The organism is Pseudomonadota bacterium (assembly GCA_039024915.1).
Taxonomy (GTDB): Bacteria; Pseudomonadota; Alphaproteobacteria; order Rhizobiales; family MH13; genus MH13.
The window spans coordinates 1-21,220 of record JBCCPK010000016.1; the positions used below are offsets into that span (position 1 = coordinate 1).

20 protein-coding genes and 2 pseudogenes are annotated in these 21,220 nt (G+C 57.8%); 7 read left to right on the forward strand and 15 right to left on the reverse strand.

What is annotated here, in order from left to right; all coding sequences use genetic code 11:
- Nucleotides 1-424: pseudogene (locus tag AAF739_17615) on the reverse strand (transposase).
- A 99-nt stretch (nt 425-523) separates the two neighbouring features.
- On the opposite strand from AAF739_17615, the pseudogene AAF739_17620 reads away from it, so the two are divergent.
- Nucleotides 524-643, forward strand: a pseudogene (locus AAF739_17620) (transposase).
- Here the strand turns inward: AAF739_17620 and AAF739_17625 are convergent.
- Both AAF739_17625 and AAF739_17630 read right to left on the reverse strand, forming a co-directional pair.
- Complete coding sequence (locus AAF739_17625; protein MEM6384488.1) at nt 632-883, reverse strand: hypothetical protein; 252 nt, start codon at nt 881-883, stop codon at nt 632-634. The pseudogene AAF739_17620 and the gene AAF739_17625 sit on opposite strands and share 12 nt — an antisense overlap.
- A gap of 309 nt (nt 884-1,192) precedes the next feature.
- Nucleotides 1,193-1,717: a hypothetical protein gene (locus AAF739_17630; protein MEM6384489.1), complete on the reverse strand. Its 525-nt coding sequence runs from the start codon at nt 1,715-1,717 to the stop codon at nt 1,193-1,195.
- 437 nt (nt 1,718-2,154) lie between these two features.
- Here AAF739_17630 and AAF739_17635 point away from each other — a divergent pair, with 437 nt between their 5' ends.
- Genes AAF739_17635 through AAF739_17645 form a run of 3 tightly spaced genes read left to right on the forward strand, consistent with a single transcriptional unit; the run spans nt 2,155 to nt 5,068 of the window.
- Nucleotides 2,155-3,312 (forward strand): hypothetical protein, encoded by a 1,158-nt coding sequence (locus AAF739_17635; protein ID MEM6384490.1) that lies wholly within the window; start codon nt 2,155-2,157, stop codon nt 3,310-3,312.
- Nucleotides 3,309-4,028, forward strand: coding sequence for an SDR family NAD(P)-dependent oxidoreductase (locus tag AAF739_17640; protein MEM6384491.1), 720 nt, complete (start codon nt 3,309-3,311; stop codon nt 4,026-4,028). Before AAF739_17635 ends, AAF739_17640 begins: the two co-directional genes overlap by 4 nt.
- A 2-nt stretch (nt 4,029-4,030) precedes the next feature.
- Nucleotides 4,031-5,068, forward strand: coding sequence for an alcohol dehydrogenase catalytic domain-containing protein (locus tag AAF739_17645; protein ID MEM6384492.1), 1,038 nt, complete (start codon nt 4,031-4,033; stop codon nt 5,066-5,068).
- Here AAF739_17645 and AAF739_17650 read toward each other — a convergent pair.
- The 11 genes from AAF739_17650 to AAF739_17700 all read right to left on the reverse strand — a co-directional run bounded on the left by AAF739_17650 (nt 5,065) and on the right by AAF739_17700 (nt 15,991).
- Nucleotides 5,065-5,814 (reverse strand): SDR family NAD(P)-dependent oxidoreductase, encoded by a 750-nt coding sequence (locus AAF739_17650; GenBank protein MEM6384493.1) that lies wholly within the window; start codon nt 5,812-5,814, stop codon nt 5,065-5,067. The two genes, AAF739_17645 and AAF739_17650, sit on opposite strands and share 4 nt — an antisense overlap.
- A complete protein-coding gene (locus AAF739_17655) occupies nt 5,811-6,542 on the reverse strand; it encodes an SDR family oxidoreductase (GenBank protein MEM6384494.1) in 732 nt (243 codons plus the stop codon). Before AAF739_17655 ends, AAF739_17650 begins: the two co-directional genes overlap by 4 nt.
- Entirely contained in the window at nt 6,536-7,687 is a 1,152-nt protein-coding gene (locus tag AAF739_17660; protein MEM6384495.1) for a cobalamin-independent methionine synthase II family protein, read from the reverse strand. Before AAF739_17660 ends, AAF739_17655 begins: the two co-directional genes overlap by 7 nt.
- Before the next feature lie 35 nt (nt 7,688-7,722).
- The gene (locus AAF739_17665; GenBank protein ID MEM6384496.1) at nt 7,723-8,562 is read right to left on the reverse strand and encodes a carbohydrate ABC transporter permease; all 840 of its coding nucleotides are present in this window, start codon (nt 8,560-8,562) and stop codon (nt 7,723-7,725) included.
- Entirely contained in the window at nt 8,562-9,491 is a 930-nt protein-coding gene (locus AAF739_17670) for a sugar ABC transporter permease (protein ID MEM6384497.1), read from the reverse strand. The genes AAF739_17665 and AAF739_17670 overlap by 1 nt, the downstream gene beginning before the upstream one ends.
- A gap of 70 nt (nt 9,492-9,561) precedes the next feature.
- On the reverse strand, nt 9,562-10,902 hold the full coding sequence (locus AAF739_17675; GenBank protein MEM6384498.1) for an extracellular solute-binding protein: 1,341 nt from the start codon (nt 10,900-10,902) through the stop codon (nt 9,562-9,564).
- A 38-nt stretch (nt 10,903-10,940) separates the two neighbouring features.
- Nucleotides 10,941-12,041, reverse strand: coding sequence for a sn-glycerol-3-phosphate ABC transporter ATP-binding protein UgpC (gene ugpC / locus AAF739_17680; protein ID MEM6384499.1), 1,101 nt, complete (start codon nt 12,039-12,041; stop codon nt 10,941-10,943).
- 52 nt (nt 12,042-12,093) lie between these two features.
- Nucleotides 12,094-13,065, reverse strand: coding sequence for a 3-hydroxyacyl-CoA dehydrogenase family protein (locus AAF739_17685; GenBank protein MEM6384500.1), 972 nt, complete (start codon nt 13,063-13,065; stop codon nt 12,094-12,096).
- A complete protein-coding gene (locus tag AAF739_17690) occupies nt 13,055-14,008 on the reverse strand; it encodes an MBL fold metallo-hydrolase (GenBank protein MEM6384501.1) in 954 nt (317 codons plus the stop codon). Before AAF739_17690 ends, AAF739_17685 begins: the two co-directional genes overlap by 11 nt.
- A 7-nt stretch (nt 14,009-14,015) precedes the next feature.
- The gene (locus AAF739_17695) at nt 14,016-14,807 is read right to left on the reverse strand and encodes an enoyl-CoA hydratase-related protein (GenBank protein MEM6384502.1); all 792 of its coding nucleotides are present in this window, start codon (nt 14,805-14,807) and stop codon (nt 14,016-14,018) included.
- Nucleotides 14,804-15,991 carry a CaiB/BaiF CoA-transferase family protein gene (locus AAF739_17700; GenBank protein MEM6384503.1) on the reverse strand — a complete coding sequence of 396 codons (1,188 nt, stop codon included), beginning with the start codon at nt 15,989-15,991 and terminating at the stop codon, nt 14,804-14,806. Before AAF739_17700 ends, AAF739_17695 begins: the two co-directional genes overlap by 4 nt.
- Nucleotides 15,992-16,197: 206 nt before the next feature.
- Between AAF739_17700 and AAF739_17705 the strand changes: the two genes are divergently transcribed.
- Both AAF739_17705 and AAF739_17710 read left to right on the forward strand, forming a co-directional pair.
- Nucleotides 16,198-17,217, forward strand: coding sequence for a LacI family DNA-binding transcriptional regulator (locus AAF739_17705; protein MEM6384504.1), 1,020 nt, complete (start codon nt 16,198-16,200; stop codon nt 17,215-17,217).
- A 734-nt stretch (nt 17,218-17,951) separates the two neighbouring features.
- Nucleotides 17,952-20,072: an EAL domain-containing protein gene (locus tag AAF739_17710; protein MEM6384505.1), complete on the forward strand. Its 2,121-nt coding sequence runs from the start codon at nt 17,952-17,954 to the stop codon at nt 20,070-20,072.
- A 378-nt stretch (nt 20,073-20,450) separates the two neighbouring features.
- On the opposite strand, the gene AAF739_17715 is transcribed toward AAF739_17710, so the two are convergent.
- Nucleotides 20,451-20,855 carry a hypothetical protein gene (locus AAF739_17715; GenBank protein MEM6384506.1) on the reverse strand — a complete coding sequence of 135 codons (405 nt, stop codon included), beginning with the start codon at nt 20,853-20,855 and terminating at the stop codon, nt 20,451-20,453.
- Nucleotides 20,856-21,000: 145 nt separating this feature from the next.
- Between AAF739_17715 and AAF739_17720 the strand changes: the two genes are divergently transcribed.
- The coding region (locus AAF739_17720) for a transposase (GenBank protein MEM6384507.1) at nt 21,001-21,220 on the forward strand (220 nt) is incomplete at its 3' end.

Below are 21,220 nucleotides of genomic sequence, written 5' to 3' on the forward strand. Positions count from 1 at the left end.
ATCTCTTTGATCCGCTGTTCCAGTGGGGCCTGATCGGGTCGGCGAGACGTAAAGCGGTAGGTCTTGGGGTCAAACCTGATCACCGAGCAGGCCCGGCGAATGGAGACAGCCCAATCCGCGCGCATCTCATCGACCAGCGTCTTCTTCCGAGCAGGCCTCAGAGCTTTCGCTTGGTGATGTCCTGAAGCATCTCCTTATCGAGGGACAGATCCGCGACGATCTTCTTCAATCGGGCGTTCTCTTGTTCCAGCTCGCGCAGCCGCTTCATCTCCGATGGCATCAGACCCGCGTACTTCTTGCGCCAATTGTAATAGGTCGCATCCGAGATCCCGGCTTCCCGACAGATATCCGAAACCGGCACGCCTTCTTCGCCACGCTTCACAATAAACGCCTTCTGCGCGTCCGTGAACTTCGATGCCGTCATCACTTCTGCTCCATCCCAGCCAAGGGAAATCATCGCAGAAAACTCTACCCAAAATCGAAGGTACTTAACGGGGGCACATCACTGATAAGGAGACGAAGCATGAAGCGATCACGGTTCACTGAAGAGCAGATCATTGGGATGATCAAAGAACAAGAGGCAGGCATGCCGACCACAGATGTTTGCCGGAAGCACGGCATCAGCTCAGCATCACTTTATAAGTGCTAGCTCCAGTATTTCAGGCACAATGGCTCCCTGATAGTAATTATCGGAAGGAAGCGGCCCGACACCCCAAGCTTCAGACATCAATTTTGTTGATGCCCTGCTGCCCGTTTCTTCATATTTTTCGAGTGTTTCGATCAGATATCTACAACCCTCTTTGTCGAACGATAAATAAATCCGACGGGGGCCTTTTTTGTAATCATCAAAAAAATCTGCGTCGACCTCAGCAATGGTTATCATATTTCGCTCCAAAGGGAACCATAACGTAACTGGATTGCTATCATCTTGCTGATTGTTTTCCTAGCGTGCCCTGATCCCAAAAATATGAAGAAAAAGGTCTCAGGTCAGAAGTATCCTAGCCTGCAGATCATTAGCCCGTAACTTTGCGCTCGTTGCTGCCGTTCGCTACGCTGTAAAACGTTCCAAAACCGCACCTTTTTGGAAACTCCAAAAACGGTCGTTTTTGGAACGGTGTTTTTGGCACGTAGTGAACGGCGGCTGTACGATAAAGTAAGCCTTCGCTGCCGCTGTGCCAGTGTCACCAACCGCTTAAGAGACCCGGCGTCCTGGTCCAATCGCTAATCGAACAACAAGGGCGATGACAACTCCAGCCAAAACGAACAATGAATTGTTTTTAGCAAGTATTAGCCAACCATATGAAGTCAAGATGCCATCAATCTCTCGAACCTTGTCGCCACCACCGAATTGAGAGAATGAATTGGGGTCCAACGACTGTATCCAGCCTTTGAGCCGCCCGATTGAAATGAATGCAAGAGCTATTAGAGACGTGATTACCGCTCCCCAGAATGCAGCTTGAACCCACAAAATATTTCTTTGCATTTGTTTCTTAAGTATCGGTGCCGAAATAAGCCAGCTCGCAAGGAACGCAATTGGAAGGCCTATTGCAGCGGCCCAAATCATTATGGCGAAGAATTGGGAAAGCCCGCCATGAAGCACTCCAGCGGAACTAGCTGTCGCTACCACCAGCCACCCAAGAACAGCTGATAGATTGACCGCCAGTGCCCATTGCTTGCGGGTATATGCGTGTTCAGCGTTTGGATGCTGACCATCCATAGGCTTCTCCAAATCCAATCATGGAAGCGTAACAGAGATCACGTGCAAAATGCAGCATTTGAGTTTGAGGGTCAGAGAAGACACTCGCTAGACCGCGAACCATTCCAAAACCCCACCTTTTTGGCACGCGTGTTTTGGGTCATGGTTTTCTGGAACGCCGGGAAGGGCAGCTATGCGGACCAAAGCGGCCGTCAATTCATAGGTAATCTTCAGCCGGGAGCCGACAGTGTTCGCGCAACAATCGAGGTTCCACTCAGTCGCCAAAACGGAACACGGCCCGTTTCGCTAAGTACCGCTGCGACCGACCACCGCCGTAGACTGCGCACAAGAGCAAAAGACGGCACCGGAAAATGAGCATCCACCACAACACTGATCGGTTGAAGGCTGCCAAATAGCATGGTAAATCGATTTACCATTCCAACCTCTGACGTGCGAACATGTTCCACGAGCACACCAGCGAGACATCAATCACCCTTCTGAAGGGCGTGACGTGGGACCACCCCCGGGCCTATTCCAGCCTGGTCGCTGCGAGCACGGAGTACGCACGTAACAACGGGGTCGTGGTTCAGTGGGAACGAAGGAGTTTGCAAGCCTTCGCCGATGCTCCGATCGACGAACTTGCGCGCAACTATGATCTCATCGTGCTCGACCATCCACATGTTGGCCAAATCGCCGAGACCGGGTCGCTGGCTGCGCTGCCTAAGCCGAACGATGCAACCCTTTCATCGCTGGGCGGTAGCCTTGAGAGCTATATTTGGAACAACAAGCTTTGGGCGCTGCCGATAGACGGCGCGTGCCAGATGGCCGCGTCGCGCGAGGACCTTTCACCAAGACCCTTGCCTTCCTGGGACAAAGTCTTTTCGGCCTCGCCGCGCGGTTTTCGGCTCATCACGCCTCTGCTGCCCATTGATGCCTTTGATATGATGCTGACACTTGTCGCCAGCATGGGCGAGATTGACCTGCCAAAGAGCGACACTGAATTCATCAGCAAGGCTAATGGATTGGTTGCGCTCGGTATTCTCAAAGCGCTTTACAAGCTCGGACCGGCAGACGCGATCAACTGGAACCCTATCGACGTGCTCGAATTGATGGCCACCACCGATGAGTTTGCTTACGCGCCCTGCCTTTTTGGCTACATCAACTATGCGCGTCCGGGGTTCCGCGCGCACGCGCTCACCTTCGGCGAACTACCCATCGCGAGGCAGGGATTTCCCGTGCGGGGCATATTGGGCGGTGCGGGGCTGGGCGTTTCATCGCAGTCGTATCAACAGTCTGCCGCAAAGGCCTTTGCCGCTTGGGTGGCAAGCCGGGCTGTTCAGTCTGGCATTTACATCGATAATGATGGCCAGCCTGCTCATAGAGCCGCGTGGCTCGAAAACAAAAACCATCCGGCTTTTCGAGGTTTCCTGAACGGCGGTTTCCCCGCAATGGAAAACGCCTGGACACGCCCTCGCGATCCCTGGTTTCTCGAATTCGTGGATGACGTCTGCGACCTGTTTCCCGACTTCTTCTTGAAGGATCAGGCTCTTCAGCACATGCTTGATGCCATCAATGCGCTGTATCGCAAGCATCACAAGCAGGATGCCTACGCATGAAATCTGTTGTGATCACCGGCGGAAACAAAGGCTTGGGCTTGGCGCAGACGCGTTGCTTTTTAGACAATGGCTTCGCCGTGACCGTTGTGGCGCGTACGCGAGGCGAACTTGATAGCCTAGCTCATGACCGTTTGACCTGGCATGAGCACGATCTCAGCAACTGGGCGGATGTGAGCTATCTGGACACGATACATGCCCGCACAGGCGGCATTGATGCACTCGTCAACAATGCCGGCGTACATCTCAAGTTGCCCGCGTGGGAGGTTGAGGCAGACGCGCTGGACCGGGTGCTCGACATCAATGTCAAGGCGATGTTTCGCGCCTGCGGCCGCTTCTGCGATCTGAATAAGGACCGCGGGGGAGCCATCGTGAACATTTCGTCGATGGGCGGCTTGATGGCGCTCCCCTCCGCCGCGGCCTACGTAACGGCAAAGACAGCGGTCATCGGCCTAACGCGTTCAGTGGCGGTCGACGGCGCCGCGCGCGGTATCCGCTGCAATGCCGTATGCCCCGGTTTCATCGATACCGACATGACGCGCGCCGTTCTCGCCAAGGATCCGGCACGCCGCGAAAAGATCGAGGGGCGCATCCCAACACACCAGTTTGGCACGCCTGAGAACGTGGCCGATGCCGTGCATTTTCTGGCGAGCGATGCATCCGCTTACATCAACGGGACCGCACTTCCTGTCGATGGCGGCTACGCGATCGGATTCTAGCCATGAGCTATACCCAATCACTCCTCACCGCTGCCCGCACCATTGATATCCGCCAGTCCGACATGCCGGAGGCCATCGAAGAAGGGTGGGTTCGCTTAAGGCTTGCGACCGCCAGCATCTGCGGAACCGATATGCATTACTTCCGGCACTTCGCGAACGCCGGCTTTTTCCTCGATTATCCGGTAACTTTAGGACACGAGGCTTGCGCCTATGTTGAAAACGCCAATGGTCACGACTTCGAGGTCGGGCAATTGGTTGCGATCAATCCGGTGATCACGTTCGGGTCCAGTCCGGAGGCGAGACGGGGCGATATCAACATGTGCCCGGACAAGAAGTTCCCCGGATCCGCGACAACCAAGCCGCATATTGATGGCTTCTTTCGTGAGTATTTCGATTTCCCGGCGCGTTGCCTGAGGCCCGTGGCCTCATCCATCAATCCTGACCATCTGACATTTGCCGAGCCGCTGGCCTGCGCCATGCACTGCGTCAACAAGGCGGAAGTCGCCGCGGGGATGAAGGTGTTGGTGACGGGCTGCGGTCCGATGGGGCTCTTGGCCGTCATTGCCTGCGTGGCGAAGGGCGCGCATATTGATGTGACCGACGTGAAGCGTGAGGCGGTGCAAGCCGCCAAGCAGGTTGGGGCGCGCTCTGGCTTCGTTGTTGCCACCGACGATCTTACAGGCCTTTCGAACACCTACGATGTGGTGATCGAGGCAAGCGGCTCGCCGCACGGCTATAATCAGGCGCTCGAGGCCTGCCGTAAGCAAGGCACCGTCGGCGTCTTGTCGCTAATCCAACCGACCGATGTGCCCATCAATCTGCACCTGAATGCGCTGAAAGAGATCAACTGCGTGGGCAGCATTTTATTCACCCGTGAATTTGACCATGCGGTTGATTTGATCGTTGGCGGTTCGGTCAATTTTGACGCGATTATCGCGGGGCAGTTTCCCGTCAGCCAAACGCTCGAAGCGTGTGAACTGATGGCGTCCGGCGGCGCCGTGGGCAAAGTGTTGATCAAGCCAGAAGACGCGTTCGCTTAGTAGGCCGTTGCTCCAGCATCCAACGGTAGGACGGTGCCCGTCATCTTTGACGATGCGGGCGAAGCGAGATAGCAGGCTAGCTCCGCAACATCTTCCGGTTTGCACGGCCCCAACAGCATCTTCTGGTAGATCGGATTATCGGGCTTAATGAGCGCGGCGACGCGGTCGGTCAGCACAACACCAGGCGCCAGCGCGTTCACGCGGATGCCATGCTTGGCCCATTGCAGCGCCATCGCACGCGTGAGCGAGGCCACACCGCCCTTTGACGCGGTATAGGCATCCGCGCCAGCGGTCCCAACCAGCGCCCGCAACGACGAAATATTGATGATCGAACCACCCTGGGCTTGCACCATGTGCGGGATGACCTTTCGGCAGCACAGTAGTGTCCCGAACAGATCAACGCGGATGGTCCGCCAGAACTCGTCCAGATCGAGATCAACAACTGAGCCATCGCGGCCAGAGCCGCCGCCGGCGTTGTTGAACAGCACATCAATTCGCCCGGTGGCTTTGATGCCTTCGCTGACCATGGCTTCGACGCTTGCCTCATCGGAGACATCGCCGACCAACGCGGTCGATTGCCCACCCGCGTCCCGCAGCCTGGATGCTGCTGCATTGGCGCGATCCGCGATGATGTCAGCACACAAGACGTGAGCGCCTTCGCGCGCGAAAAGCTCCGCGGAGGCAAGGCCAATCCCATCGCCGGCGCCCGTGATCAGCGCCGTCAGTCCTTCCAATCGACCTGTCATGGGATTTCCGCCACTTTCACGCCGCCAACCGCTTGCCCTGTCGGCAGGATTTCCAGGGTGGTGATGTTCACATGATCCGGCACAGACAACGCGTAGAGGACCGCGTCGGCGATATCGAGCGGAGACAGCGCTTTGTAGCCAACCGAACTGAGGGAATTGTTCTCGATGTTGCCGGTTTTGGCATCATAGAACTCGCTCTCCACCCGACCTGGGCAGAGCTCCGTCACCCGGACGCCAGTGCCAACAAGCTCATGTCTTAAATTCTGCGAGAAGCGGTGGACTGCCGCTTTACCTGCGCCGTAGAGCGCCGATTGCAGCGTGTGCAGACCAGCGATTGACCCCACATTTACGATATGACCTCGGCCCGCAGCCTTCATAGCCGGGAGCACCATCTGCGTTATCTGGATCGGCGCCGTTACATTGGTCGCAACGGAGCGAGCGATACCACCGGCGTCCGCCGCGTCCAGACCGGAAATGGCCAGGCCAATGCCCGCATTGTTGATCAGGATTTCCGGCTGCGCTTGCGCCACGATCTGCTGCATGCGTGCGGCGTCGGTAACGTCGCCAGGCGCCGGTTGAACGCCTGATCGTCTCGCGAGAGCCTGAAGGCGCTCGGCGCGGCGACCCACTGCGGTTACCTCATAGCCCTCCGATGCTAGCCTTTCGGCGATTGCCTCGCCGATACCGGCCGTCGCGCCGGTTACCAGAACGCGCCGCAAAACTACCACAGCTTTTCCGACGCGATCCGTGCGCCGTCTGCCAGCGACTTGAGCTTTGCCCAGACGACGCGGTTCTCAACCTCGGTCTTGTAGATCGCCTGGCTGGAGAAACCGCAATCGGTACTCGCAAGCACGTTCTCGCGACCGACCCGGTCAGCGAAGCGCACGATGCGCTCGGCAATATAGTCGGGATGCTCAACAACACTGGTCGCATGGGTGATCACCCCCGGCGCGATCAGCCGGTCTTCAGGCAGCTTCACATACTCCCACAGATGGTACTCGTGCTCGTGTCGCGGATTGCCCGCCTCAAACGAGAAGCAGGCCGCATTCACCTTGAGCACCTCGTTGATCATCATCGGCAGATCGGGCTCATAGACCCGGGGCCCCTGATTGATGCCGTAGCAGGTGTGGTAGCGGATCTTCTCCGCCGGGATGCCCTTGATGGAGTGGTTGACCGTCTCGACGAACAGGTTGGCTTTGGCGAGGCGCGCAGCCTCGTCGAGCGATGTGTCCATATAGATGTGCGGCAGGAACGGATCATCGACCTGAAGAAGAAAGCCCGCATCGATGATGGCGTTGTATTCCACCGCCAGCGCATCGGCGACGGCGTACATGTAGGCTTCCTGGCTGTCGTAATACTCATTGAAGCCCACGCCCGTGACCGCCGCACAGGGCATGAAAGCTTCGGTGACGCCGTGCTTGTCGCACGAAGCGCGCAGGTTCCGAAGGTCCGCCTGAAGCGCATCGAGGCCGACATAGTCCACCGGTCCCACACAGGCGACAGGATGGGCCGGAGCGATCGCGCCGCCCAGATGGGCTCGGGCGAAATAGTCCTCGTAGTATTCGGGGAACGCGGCCTTTTCGGCGGCGTAGTAGCCTGTGTCATGGCCGGGCCGCTGCTCATAGCCTGATAGCCGTTCTTCGATGTAGATCGCGTGGCCCGGCTTGCTCATCTCACCGTCAGCCACAATGTCGATCCCCGCCTCGACCTGCTGCTGCACCATCCGATCCACCGCATCGGCGATCTTGGCGTCGTAAGCCGCCTGATCGACAGGCTCCCCATCAAGCCGGGCTTTCAGAACATCAAGCAGATCGTGCGGTCGCGGCAGGCTACCCACATGGGTGGTTAGAATGTGGTCGGTGCTGCGAAGCATGGTCGTTCCCTTTACGTTTGGGGCTTAGGCAGGGGTCAGCCTTTGACGGCGCCTGCGGTCATGCCCGCAATGATCTGCCGGGCGGCAAAGAATGTGAACAGAAGCGGCGGGATAACGATGAGCGTCCCCATCGCCATGATCCGACCCCACTCGACGCCGGTATCGGTGATGAACCCCGCTGCACCGACAGGCAGCGTCCGCGTCGAACGGCTCGTCAGCAATAGGGCGAGGATGAACTCGTTCCATGCGATCCGGAAGGTGAAGATGCCGGCAACCGCGTAGCCTGATGTCATCAGCGGAAGCAGGACTTTGTAGAAAACCTGCAGCGGTGTGGCGCCATCGACGATCGCCGCTTCCTCGAGCTCAACCGGGATCTGCTTGTAAAAGCCGAACAGCAGCCAGATCGCGAACGGCAGGTTGAGCGCTGTGTAGAAGAAGACCAGCACCGCCAAATCATTGTCGAGGTTAAACTGGATGACCATCGCGAAAGCGGGCACGGCAAGAACCGCCGGTGGGACCATCCGGACAAGAAGCGTTGTGTTCGCAACAAAAACGCGACCGTGGAACTCGGTCCGTGCCAAGGCGTAGGCGCACAACCCGCCGAAGGTCAGCGTGAACACCGTGGACAGAGTTCCAACAATGATCGAGTTCACCAGATAGGTGTCGAAACGCCCACGGGTGAGAATGAATTCATAATTGTCGAGGGTGGGTACGAAGAAAAACCAGACCGGGTCCCGGCTCTGGACCACCACATCTGGCTTGAAGCCTGTGGCAATCATCACCCAAATCGGTGCGAGTGTGATCAGCGCCAGAACGATGAGCGCCGCATAATGACCCACAACACCCCACGGACTGTTGATACGCTTGCCAGCCATCAGATGTCCGCCTTGTCTTTCATCGGGTTGCCCATCTTCAGGATCGCCAGGCTGAGCAGGGAGACGATCACGATCAGCAGCACTGCAATCGCGGACGCATAACCAAGCTGCTGTGTGGTGAAGGCGCGATTGTAGATGTGCAGCGAGAGTACCTCAGTCGCCCTGCCAGGTCCGCCACCGGTCATGATGAACATAACTTCCAAAGCGCGGAACACGTCGATCAGACGCAACAACAGCGCGATGATCAAGATCGATTTGATCATCGGTAGCTTCACAAACAGGATGTGCTGCCACCAGTTGGCGCCATCGATTTTGCTCGCTTCCATCACCTCAGAGGGAAGCGCCTGCAAGCCAGCGATGACAATAATAAAGATGAACGGTGTCCACTGCCAGATGTCGGTGAAAACCATGGCAAAGAATGCCAGGTCCGCATCACCCAGCCAGACCTGTGGCTCGATGCCGAGATAACCCAGATAGTAGTTGATCCAGCCGATGCGTGCGTCGAACAGGTAACGCCAGATCAGGCCAACCACCACCGGTGAGACCATGAGCGGCAAGATAAAGATCGTGCGGAAGATGGATGCGCCACGGATCGGTTTTTCCAGCAGCAGCGCCAGCGACACGCCCAGAAACATCTCGATTGTAATGGTCCAGAAGCCAAAGCGCATGGTCACCCAAAGGGACTCGCGCACGCCTTCGTCGGTAAGCATCCGGACGAAGTTCTCCATGCCCACAAACGGTGCGTCGTCCATGTCGGTCCCGATGCGCCAATCGAAAAACGCCAGGTAAAACGACTGAATGACCGGATACACCAGGCCTGCAAACATCACCGCGACCGCAGGCAAAATGAAGAAGTACGGGCTCAGCGACCGTGCACTGAACGGTGACGGCTTGGCCGATGTGGGCGCGTGGATCGTGACGTCGCTCATGGAGCTTTCCAGACGAGGGGAGACAGGGCAGGGGCAGCTAGGACGCCGCCCCCGCGCAATTCACGCGTAACTACTGGCCGCGGTGCTCGGCCCAGATGTAGTAGCCCTCGCGCTCCATGATCTCGCGGATCTGCTCGTTGGCAGCATCCATGATCGGCTGGATCGGATCATCGGTGGTGATGACCTGCGTTAGAGCCTGACCGAGCACATCGATGTTCAGCTCATTCCACTCAGGGATTAGCGGGCGCCAGTTTGGATCAGCGCAGGGCAGCTGCTCGGCAACCACCGGGTAGTCGTCAAAGCCCTCGGTGTTGTTCGTCAGGGTAGAGATGCGCACCGGATCGCCACCAAGCTCAACCATGCGCTGGTCGCCCTGCTTGGAGGTCATATACTGAATGAACAGGAAGGCCGCTTCCGGGTTAGGCGCGTTGGCCGGGATACCCATGGCAAAGCCGCCGGTTTCTGCGCCGCAGCGCGTACCAACCGGATGCAGGGCATAACCGACTTTGCCATCAATTGTGGACAGATCAGGATTGCGTGACATCGCAGCGATCTTCAGGGAGTCGAGGTGCATCGCAGCCTCGCCCTGAAGGAAGGCGGCTGCGGCTTCGCCGAAGCCGAAGGTTGGGATGCCGATCGGTCCGGTATTTGCGACGTGGCGCAGGAACTCTGCAGCCTCAACAGCTTCGGGCGAGTTCACAACCGGATTCCATTGGTCGTCAAAGACCCGACCACCAAGGGGCGCCAGGTGGAAAAGCCAAGCCGCCGTGACCTGGTGCCCGGTCTGCCCACGCGATGTTAGTGCGGGAATGCCCGCCTCGTGCAGCTGGGTCATCACATCCCGCAGCTCATCGTACGTTTCGGGGACTTCGATGCCCTGCTCTTCAAAAATGTCCTTGCGATACGCCAGGATAGAGGTTTCTGCGCCAAACGGGATGCCGTACAGAGCGCCCGAGGGGCCGGGCAGATAACCCAGGTCGCCACCGACGACGCCGCCATTTTGCAAATAAGCGTCGGCAATGTCGTCGATGTCATACATCGGATCAACAAGACTTGCGTCCGTGAAGAACTGCGAAAGCGGCGTCAGCAGGCCCTTGTTGACATATTCGCCCTTCCACATGACGACCCAGCTGACGACATCGTAGTCGCCCTCGGGCTTGGACATTTCCAATAGCTGCCGGTCGCGTAGTGCGAGGTATTGCAGTGCATCGATCTCAACGTTGATGCCGGTCTCTTCCATGAACTCTTCAACGAGTTCCTCTGCCGCGTTGAAGTGCGCAAGCGCGGGCCAGCTGACGACGATCGTGGTGCCTTCATACTCCGCATACGGGTTGGCAAGCGCTGCCGACGTCGACATCAGCAACGCCGTCAGGCCCGCCATCGCGGTTGTTTTCAGTGCAGTTGTTGCCATCTTTGGTTCCTCCCTTGATGGTCGTTGGTTTTGGTTCTTCAGTTGATTGCTTCGCCGGATTCCCGGTCGAACAGGTAGAGTCGTGACGTATCAAAGCGGTACGCACCGCTGGTCAGAGGCGCGCTATCGGGGCCAACTTCGATGGCCGCTGTAACGTGCTTGCCGGCAATGCTTGCGGCGAGGAACTGGCTGGACCCGATGTATTCGGCGACCGCAACGTCCAGCTCGACTGGGGCAAACTGGGATTCCTGGGTGCCGCCAGCCCCATCCATTGAGAAGTGTTCTGGCCTCAGGCCGACCGTTACCGCGCGGGACGCAGCCCGTTGGGCAGCGCTTGCCAGTGCTTCTGGGAGCGGCAGATCGAAGCCTTCGCCGCGTACATGCAGGCCCCCATCATCAATGACTTCTCCGTCGAGAAAGTTCATGGAAGGCGATCCGATAAAGCCGGCGACGAACCGGTTCACCGGACTGTTATACACCTCGCGAGGACTGCCCACTTGCTGAACGATACCCTGATCCATGATCACGATGCGATCAGCCATCGTCATGGCTTCAATCTGATCGTGAGTCACATAGACCATGGTCCGCTCGAGCTTCTTGTGCAGGATCGCCAGCTCAGTCCGCATCGTCGAACGCAGCTTGGCATCGAGGTTGGACAAGGGCTCGTCGAACAGAAAGCAGTAGGCATCGCGTACAATGGCGCGGCCCATCGCGACACGTTGGCGTTGGCCGCCTGACAGGTCTTTTGGCTTGCGGTGCAAATAGTCGGTCAGCTCAAGCATTTGAGCCGCCGCGTTCACCCGTTCTTCGACTTCGGCTTTAGGACGGCCTGCCAGCCTCAAGGCAAACGACATGTTCCCTGCGACATTCATGTGCGGGTAGAGCGCGTAGGACTGAAAGACCATCGCGATGTCGCGTTCTTTGGGTACAGCCCAAGTGACATCTTTTCCGGCAATGTATATCGAGCCGCCCGAAACAGGCTCGAGACCAGCGATCATGCGCAACGTCGTGGATTTCCCGCAGCCGGAAGGGCCGACAATCACCACGAACTCGCCCTCTTCAAAGTCGAGATCGAGCGAAGGTATAATGTTGACCGGCCCGTAGGACTTGCTGACTTTGGTCAGTTGAACTCCGCTCATGCGTGCCTTCCACCATCCGTGCCTGCGCACGTTTCTTCCGTGGAGACGAACCTCATCGCTGCGCCAGCGTGACGTCCGCCCCTTTTTGGATTTTCACGCGCCGAACGATTTCCTCGTCCCGCGCCCTTTTGAACGCTTCGGCATCCCGTGCTTTCCAGTCGTAGAAGCCTGCGCCGCTTTTCATGCCAAGTTTACCGTCGCGAAACAGCGCGCCGACCGGCGTGTCATCGGGATCACCTACGGTTGAGAGATCGGCCCAAACGGCTTTGGCCGCGGCGCCGTTCAACAGATCAAGGCCGGCCAGGTCTGCATGTTCAAATGCACCCATCGCCGGGAGCCGAGCGGCGTAGCCTTGCTTGAGGATCGTGTCGCACGCTCCGGGCGTTACCAAGCCCTTCCCGACCAGGCTGGCGAACTCTCTTAGGACGGCATGTTGAATGCGGGCCCAAAGAAACCCCGGAATGTCCGGGCAAAGGACCGGCGTCTTGCCGGTGGCCTCGAGAAGCTGCGTGACAAACTGCGTCGTTTTCGCAGCCGTTTGCTCGCCTGGGACAACTTCCACCAGCGCCACCAAATGCGCAGGCTGGGCGTAGTGCGCGACGCAGAAAGCTGTTGGGCACTTCAGCGCGGATTGAACGGCTGTTGGGCTCAGCGCGGATGTGGTCGATGACAGGATCGCGTCCAGCCCAACATGCGCTTCGGCCGCTTGTAGCACTGTCTGTTTGACATGCAGCTCTTCGGCAACAGCCTCGATGACAAAACCCGCGCTCGAAACAGCGTCCGACATGTTACGTTCAAATGTCACGCGTCCCAGGACGCCCGCCTTCTCGTTGATATCGGCCAATCCGCTGTTTGCGAGAAACTCAAACGCTTCGTCGACCCGCGCACGCGCATCTTCAAGCCCCTCAGCACGACGCCCCCATAGGCTGACCGACGCGCCACCGAGTGCTAACGACAGGGCGACCTGGGCACCCATGGTGCCCGAACCAAGGACAGCGCAGCGAGGGAGCGCGTCAGCCTTCATAGGCCCAGCCATTGCCTTGGCGGCGGATTGTGCCGGCCGCCTCAAATGCTTTCAGGCTTGCATCAATGGACACCAACGCGCGCCATTCGCGAACCTTGTCGAATTCATCGCAAACCGCATCGCGCAGCGCGGCAAAGCCAATGCCCGGCTGAGCCTTGATGGTGCGGATCATGCTGTCTTCGATGCCATCGACACGCGCCCGTGCGCTTTCGATCAGCTCGAAGGTTCCTTCGCCCGTTCGTGGCTCTTCATGGGCGAGCACCACGGTCTGGACGTCGCGCTGCTTGATGAAGGCTTCTATCTTGTCGAAGGTCGCGCGCATGACGGCGGGGTCTTCGTAGAGATACAGAACCGGATTGAAGATCGGCAGCAGCGGATCGGCGATGACCAGGGTCTTGGTCGAGTGCTCGAAAAAGCCGATTTCCGCCATCGAGTGGCCCATACATTCGACGACTTCGAGCTTCACGCCACCGCCGAGATCGATGATGTCACCCTCGGCAACATACGAGTCCAACGGGCCCTCATTAGGCGCCATCCAATCGAGATATTCTTCCTTCAGGTCGAAGTGTTCACCTTCAGGAAACGCGTGTACAATCGTTTTCGCGTTGAGCATGTTGTCGGCGACCCGATCAGCACGGGCCTTGTGGCCGATGATCGTGCAACCGGTCTGTTCCTTGAGCGGACCATTGTTGCCGACGTGATCCATGTGCTCATGGGTGATGAGCAGCAAGTCGAGGTCCTGCTTCGCATAGCCGAGCTCTTCGAACCCGCGCTCAAGCGAGGGGTACCCGGCATACAGGCCGCTATCGATGAGTGCCAGCTTGTCAGCGCCTTTGACGAAGAAGACCCGCGTCGCCGTCTTACCTTCATGGTCGCCAGGTAGTCCCATGGAGACGGTTGCAAACGGCCCGTTCCGGTAGCTGATCACACTGGTTTCACTCATCGTTCGCTTAACTCCCGGTCCACATTGGATCGCGTTTTTCGACGAAGGCATCGATGCCTTCTTTGGCGTCGTTGGTGGCGTACAAAGCGCCCAGAACACGCTGCTCAAAGGTTAGCCCGCCAGCGAGCGGCGTTTGAAGACCGTCGTCAATCACACGCTTGCCTTCAGCCAACGCCAGCGGGGCATTGCCGGCAAGGGTCTCTGCCAATTCATGCGCGCGCGACATCAGTGCCTCAGCCTCAAGCACCTCAAGCGCTGCGCCGTACTCGACCGCTTCCTGAGCCGTCATCATGCGCCCAGTCAGTAACAGCTCTTTGGCGCGCATCGCTCCCACCAGCTTTGGCAGGCGCTGTGTCCCGCCGCCGCCGGGGAGAAGTCCAAGTTTGATTTCGGGAAGTCCGAGTTTTGCGCGTTCTGCGACCAGGATCAGGTCGCAGCAGAGAGCCACCTCCAGTCCGCCGCCAAGCGCATAACCATTGACCGCGCAGATGGTGATTTGGGGCAGTGCAGCCAGCGCATCAAACGTCCGGCGTGATCGCCGCTGGAAGCCGTCAAATTGCGCCTGGGTTGTACCGTGATAGCCGGTGATGTCTGCGCCCGCGACAAATCCTTTGCCGGTCCCAGTGATGATGAGAACGCGACAGCTCTCGTTCCCGGCAAGCCCATCAATGTAACTTCCCAGGGCAGCCATGATCTCGAAGTTGAGCGCGCCCAACGCCTCCTCACGATCGATCCGCAAGGTGTGGATCGCACCGTCTTGGGAAACGGCCAAATTGGGATGAATGCGGTCTTCGCTCATCCGATGGCCCCCTGTACCCGCAGCATCTCAAGGCGCTCAGCGCCGAGTAGCTCAATCAACACTTCATGAGTGTGCTCGCCGACCCGCGGCGCAGCTTGGGCATCGCCGATCGGCGTTCCCGACATTGTGATCGGACAGGCGATGGCTTTCACTGCACCCGCCTCTGGGTGATCGAGCTCCACCAACAGGTCTGAGTGCCCGGCGACCAATTCATCCATGGCCTGGCGCGAATTGCGTACCGGCGCACACCAGACATCGCCGCTCTGCAGCCTGCTCAGCAGAGCCTGCGTGGTCATGGTTTTGGTGCGCGCATCGATCCGCCGTTTCAAGGCGTCTCGGTCACGGAATCCGTGCAAGTTAGCAATCTGCGGGTCTTCAAGCAGTGAAGCGAGCTTGTCGAGCGGGCACATGGCGATGGCAATGTAACCATCCGCCGTGGGGTGCGGCCCGTAGGGGGCATCATTCCAAGGCGTTGCGATCCCTGCCTCCGATCGCTCCAATTCTAACCCTTGGTTGAGAACGGCGAAGTTCTCTTGCGCCATCAAGTTGAGGGTAGCCGAATACAGATCGACTTCCACCCGCTGGCCGACACCATGGCGACCACGGGCAAGAAGGGCGGCGAGAATACCTGACACCATGGCCTGTGAGGCGGCAAAATCGGCGATGGGCGTTCCGCAGGCTGTGGGCTCGTCGCCTGCTTTGCCGGTATTGTACATCACGCCGCTCATCGCCTGGATGAGCAGATCTTGCCCCGGCCAGTTTTGCTTGGCCATCTCCGAGCGCTGGCCCCACCCTGAACCAGAGGCGTAGATGATGTCCGGCTTGACGGCCTTGAAGTCATCGTAGCCAAGGCCAAGGCGGTCCATCACACCGGCACGGAAGTTTTCGGTGACAACGTCGAACTCTTGGACGATCTCAAGCAGCAGTGCGCGACCTTCAGGGTGTTTGAGGTCGACAGCGACAGAACGTTTGTTGCGATTGAAGGCGTGGAAAGCGGCGGAGTCTTTGCCGACGAATTCGCCTAGCATGGGCATTTTGCGCATCCATTCGCCCGCGCCCGGCCGTTCGACCTTCACAACATCGGCGCCCAGATCAGCGAGGGTCTGCGTGCACAAAGGCCCCAGCATCATCTGTGTGAAGTCGAGTACCCGAATGCCATCAAGCGCTTGAGGCGTGGCGGTCACAACGCAAATCCCTCCCGCGGCGATTGTTGTTTTAGGCGGATGTTTGCACCCGTCCTGCCAGCGCCGATCTGGCTTATGAGACATGCTATAAGCAGGAAGGTAAATCGATTTACCAACTTTGGCAAGGCCGTATCATGGTCAAGTGATCACCGGCTTGAACATGCGGTGCATCCCGCTACAGTCGCGCGCGAAAAGGAACGTTCATAATGGCGACCAACGCCGACATTGCCAAAGCCGCTGGGGTCTCACCGGCTATCGTTTCGCGGATCGTTAACGGCGATAAAACCTTGCGGGTAAGCGCGGAAACCCGAGCCCGCGTGCTGCGGCACATCCAGGAAATGGATTATTCGCCGAACGTCGCCGCGCGTTCGTTGAAAGCGTCCAGTACCGGCGTGATTGCGCTCATCGTGCACGACCTGACCAGCTCGGTTTACGCAGAAATCATCGCGGGTGCGCATGAAGCAGCGCTCGCGTACGGCAAAGCTGTTCTCGTCGGAGAAGCCAATGAGAGCGCAAGCGGACAATCCCACCTAGAGGATCTTGTGGCCGGTCGCGGCGTGGATGGGATCATCCTACAGGGCGCGGGTACCAGGTTCGACCGTACCCTCGAACGCGCCGCCCGCCACGGCGTACCCACAGTACTTTTGCAAGCGGGCGATCCACTGACCAATCGGGTCGTTCGCCTTGATGACGAGGCCGCCGGTCGCGTCGCAACCGAGCATTTGCTTTCGCTTGGTCATACGCACATCGGTTACATCGGCGTCGCGGATGAATTGCTTTTCTCCGGTGACCGCAAACATGGCTGGCAGCGCGCGCTCGCAGATGCAGGTATCGAGCCGCAGGATGGTTGGTCCACTGATGGCGGCAATAAGTTTGCGCCGGGCGCTGATGCCATCCGCGAACTTCTGCGGCGCGATCCGCAACTTACCGGTGTGGTTGTCGCGAATGTGGCTTCGGCCATTGGCGTTTCTGCAGCACTCCAGGATCTGGGCAAGCGCATACCTGACGATTTCTCGATGATCGCCGTTCACGACATCCCGCTCGCTGACTATCTGCGTCCTGCTCTGACCGTGATCCGCATGCCGCTTCGCCAGTTGGGATCCGTCGCAATCGAGGAGGTGACAGGTGGGGGTACAACGCCAGGTGTTGTTTGCGTGGATGGCGCCGGTCCGGAGTTGATCGAGCGCGCAAGTACTGCACCGGTGCGGCGCTACGACGCTTTGTGATCAAAAGCGATATGCCGATGCGTCAAAGCCAGGTCTTCATTGCTCCAGCAGCAAACTTTGGCTTTTTGTCTGAACGGATGTATTCTGGCGAGCCACGCTTGAGCAGGAGCGGGTAAAGCGCTTCAAGGACATCGTCAGCTCCCATCTTGGTACGGACCACAACAGCCAAGGCTTGCCGGGTTTACTCACCGAGAACCGTGAGCATTTGATAGCTGCGACCGCCCCATGCCACCTAAGCGCTTGCGCCAGTTGAATTGCGTTGCATGGCCAATCTCGACACTTCGACATGCTGACGGCAGATCATCAACGGCAACCAGCTGCAGCTCAATCCCACGAAGTAGCTTCAGGATATCTTCGCCTGTGTCTCGCTTCCGCACCACGCCAAATCCCCCTCTCGTGGCCAATGTGATCGCCCAGTTCTAGGGGGGAGGACAACCTTTCGTTGATGCTTAGTCTGCAGACAGACCTTCGGCCACCAAATAGACGTTCGTGGCTCTATCCAGGATGACCGGAACGGGCGTCGAGCAGACGCTAGCCTCTATTTGCGCTCAACGCCGTTTTATCGCCTGAAGAACTGACCTGAGCCCCATTTCGTACACTTACAGTGTAAGATCGCAAACCTTCGGGATGCTGTGGTTTCTTGCGTAACCGTGCGTTCACTAAACCTTTGAAGTCTCTTGAAAGATAGTCATGTCACTCTGTAGGCCGCGTTTGTTGGGCCAAGAGGCATGGCGATGGATGAGAGACGCAAGAAATCGATTGGTACACGTCAGTACGAAGTGCCGCGGGCCAAACATCCCCTCGATTTTCCAGATAAAACGATCATCGTTGAATTGGCTCAAGCCACTGTGCGATGCGACGCCGTCTTTCTCGTCGGGATTGAACGCGAGCAACATTGCGTTGTCGCCCAAACGGCGGGGTCTCATCTCCACGAGACGATCATAGGTGATCTCATCAGGACGATCACCCACAATGCCTCGAAACCTAATCCAGCATCGGTTCCCGCTGATCCCCATACCTTTGGTGTTCCGCTGCCGTTTGGCGGCTCCGATGTCGTTGGCGCTCTCATCCTCTCTGGTCTGAAGGAGCCAAACCTTTCTGCTTGCCAAGCCGCTGCCATTGCAAACCTTCAGCAAATCATTGGCTCACTCCTCAAGACAAATGAAGCGCAGCGAGCAGCATCCGAGAGCAAAGCCGAGCTTCGCCTCACCTTGGAGACGATGGATCAAGCGATCACCGTCTTCGATGGCGACGCGCGTCTAACCTTTTGGAACCAGCGCTACATTGATCTGTTCGGGATTGATCCGAAGGTTGCCAAGAAGGGTGCCTCCCTAAGGGATATCATCGCGTCTCAGACTCGAAGCAACGGCTTTGAGGGGTTCGATACCGAAGACTACGAAACTATGCTGCGCAAGCTTCGAGAAGGCTTGGCCCGCGGGGAGACCGTGGAAGGTGGTGTTCGGCTTGAAAGCGGGCGGATCATCTCGTCCGTTCACACCGGCACGCCAGATGGCGGTTGGGTGGCAACCCACTCCGATGTAACGGAGCGTGTGCTCGCACAAGAGAAGGTCAAGCACGCATCAGAGCATGACAGCATGACAGGATTGCTCAACCGTTCAAAGTTTACCGCCGAGTACGAGCGGCTGAGCGCTCAACCTGGCCGTGTAGTGGCAATGCTCATCGACATCGATCGCTTTAAGTCCGTGAACGATAATCACGGTCATGGCGCAGGTGATGCTGTCATCATGAACGTTGCAGAACGCCTAAAGGGATGCGTTCGCCAGGATGATGTCGTTGCCCGCTTGGGTGGTGATGAGTTTGCGGTCTTGCTCTCGCTAGGCCCGCAAGCGGGTTCTGACGAAGCCAGACGTTTGGCTGAGGCCGTCTTGGATCGGATGCGTGAGGATATGCTGTTCGAGGGCATTTCGATCGATTTCAGCGTGAGCATCGGCGCCTACGAAATAGAGAGTAAGCACGAAGGCCTAGACGATGCTCTCTCGCGAGCTGACTTTGCGCTCTACCGCGCCAAACAGGATGGTCGGGCGAAAGCGCAGTTCTTTGATAAAGCACTCGCCAGAGAACTCGATCGCTCAAAGCTGTTCAGCTCGTTGGTGACCCGGGAAACGTATGACGACACCCTTGCCCTTCAATTTCAGCCAATCGTTTGCCTGAAGACTGGAAAAGACTGCAGCTTTGAAGCGCTTATCCGCTGGGCTGGGCCTGAAAGCGACTACTTGACCCCTATTGGTATCATTGAAGCGGCCGAGCAGAACGGTGCCATATCTTGCATCGGGGATTGGGTGCTCAACAACGCACTTAGAGCACATCGATCATGGGACAGCGATGCACGTATTGCCGTGAACTTATCACCACGTCAACTTGGCAATGGAACTGTCTTCGAGCAGGTCAAGCAGGCACTCGAACATCATAACGTTTCGCCGAAGCTCTTGGAGCTCGAGGTCACCGAAAACGCCGTGTTGCAGGATGAAGCGTCTTTTCAAGAGCTGCATGAGCTGAAGCAGCTAGGTGTCCAGATCAACCTGGATGACTTTGGTACTGGCTACGCGTCTCTCACGATGTTGCAGCGTTTTCCATTCGACAAGCTGAAGATCGATCGCTCCTTCATCAATCGCTCTGACGATGACCCCTTGTCCGGTGCCATTGTACGCTCAGTTGTTGGTCTTGGACACGAACTTGGACTTGAGACCGTTGCTGAAGGCATTGAAACGCAGTGCCAGCTGGACGCAATGAACGCGCTGGGCTGCGCTCTCGGCCAGGGCTACTTTCTCGGTCGACCAATGAATGGAGTGGATGTTGTTCAGAGGGTCTCGCATAAAACCACATTAGCAGCTTGAGCTTTGCTCCAAGCTCTATCCGCTCCCGGCCCCTACGCTGAAAGTCAGCTATGGCCGGAAGCCAACAAGTCCTATGTCCGCGTTGCCACCAATGGCGGTCGATGGCTAATACATCGCTTCATCCCCACAGCGGCGTTTAGCGAAGGCGCGAGTTTTACACTTCGCTACGCGCGGCGATAACGTTTCCTCTGCGTGGTTGCGAGAAGTGAGGCTAATTCACACACGCTGATCTGCTTAGTCGTACTGCACTTCGCGTTCGCAATAATCAGACTTACGGGTGACTCCTTCTCTATCGCGCCGCACATGGGTGGGTCACAGTAGACCGTGACGGATGCCGGCATTTCCCATCAGATCATGCGCTATATTGTATTCACAACGTCACGGACGGGGCGTTGGGTTTGGAACGCTGGACAGCGCTTGGGTTCCGGCGCCGCCGCGACAAGCTGAATTCGCCTCTTCAACGTCCATTTGCGAAACCACAGACGGGTCAATCTGAGGTGAATGATTGCGTAGCCGAACCATATCTTCGGCGCGATAGATGGACTTCACAGCCTCCTGTTCGACCCGAACGCCGTTTCGGCGCAACCGATCCCAGACGTGCCACCAACCTGCAGCCCACATGCCCTGATCCCGAATGGTGCCAAGCATAAGTGTGTGCAATTGCGTCCGGGTGCACAAAGCTCCCTCAAACCGTTGCTCAACCGCTGCGTTTTGCGGGTTTGTGGCTGCAACGTCTGATAATTCGGGGTCGGACTCCCTCAAGTGCTCTCTAAGGATTTCCATCTGGGCGACTTCCGCAGGGGTCGGGTCTTGTGGGCTGGCGGATGCTGCGATTGAGAACATAGATTTTGATACCGCGAACCTGACCCGGCCCCTTTGAACGCAGCCACGTTGAGTGGAAGATTTGCGAGTTCAAAGGAGAGCAATGATGGGCGTGAAGCGCTACAAACCCGAAGAGATCATTTCGAAGTTGCGTGAAGCTGAGGTCCTGCTGGCGCAGGGTGTCGGCGTTGGCGAAGTCGTCCGGCAGCTTGGAGTGACGCAGGTGACGTACTACCGATGGCGCAAGGAGTATGGCGGCATGAAGGTTGATCAGGCGAAGCGCCTGAAAGATCTGGAGAAGGAGAATGCCAGGCTGAAGCGCCTTC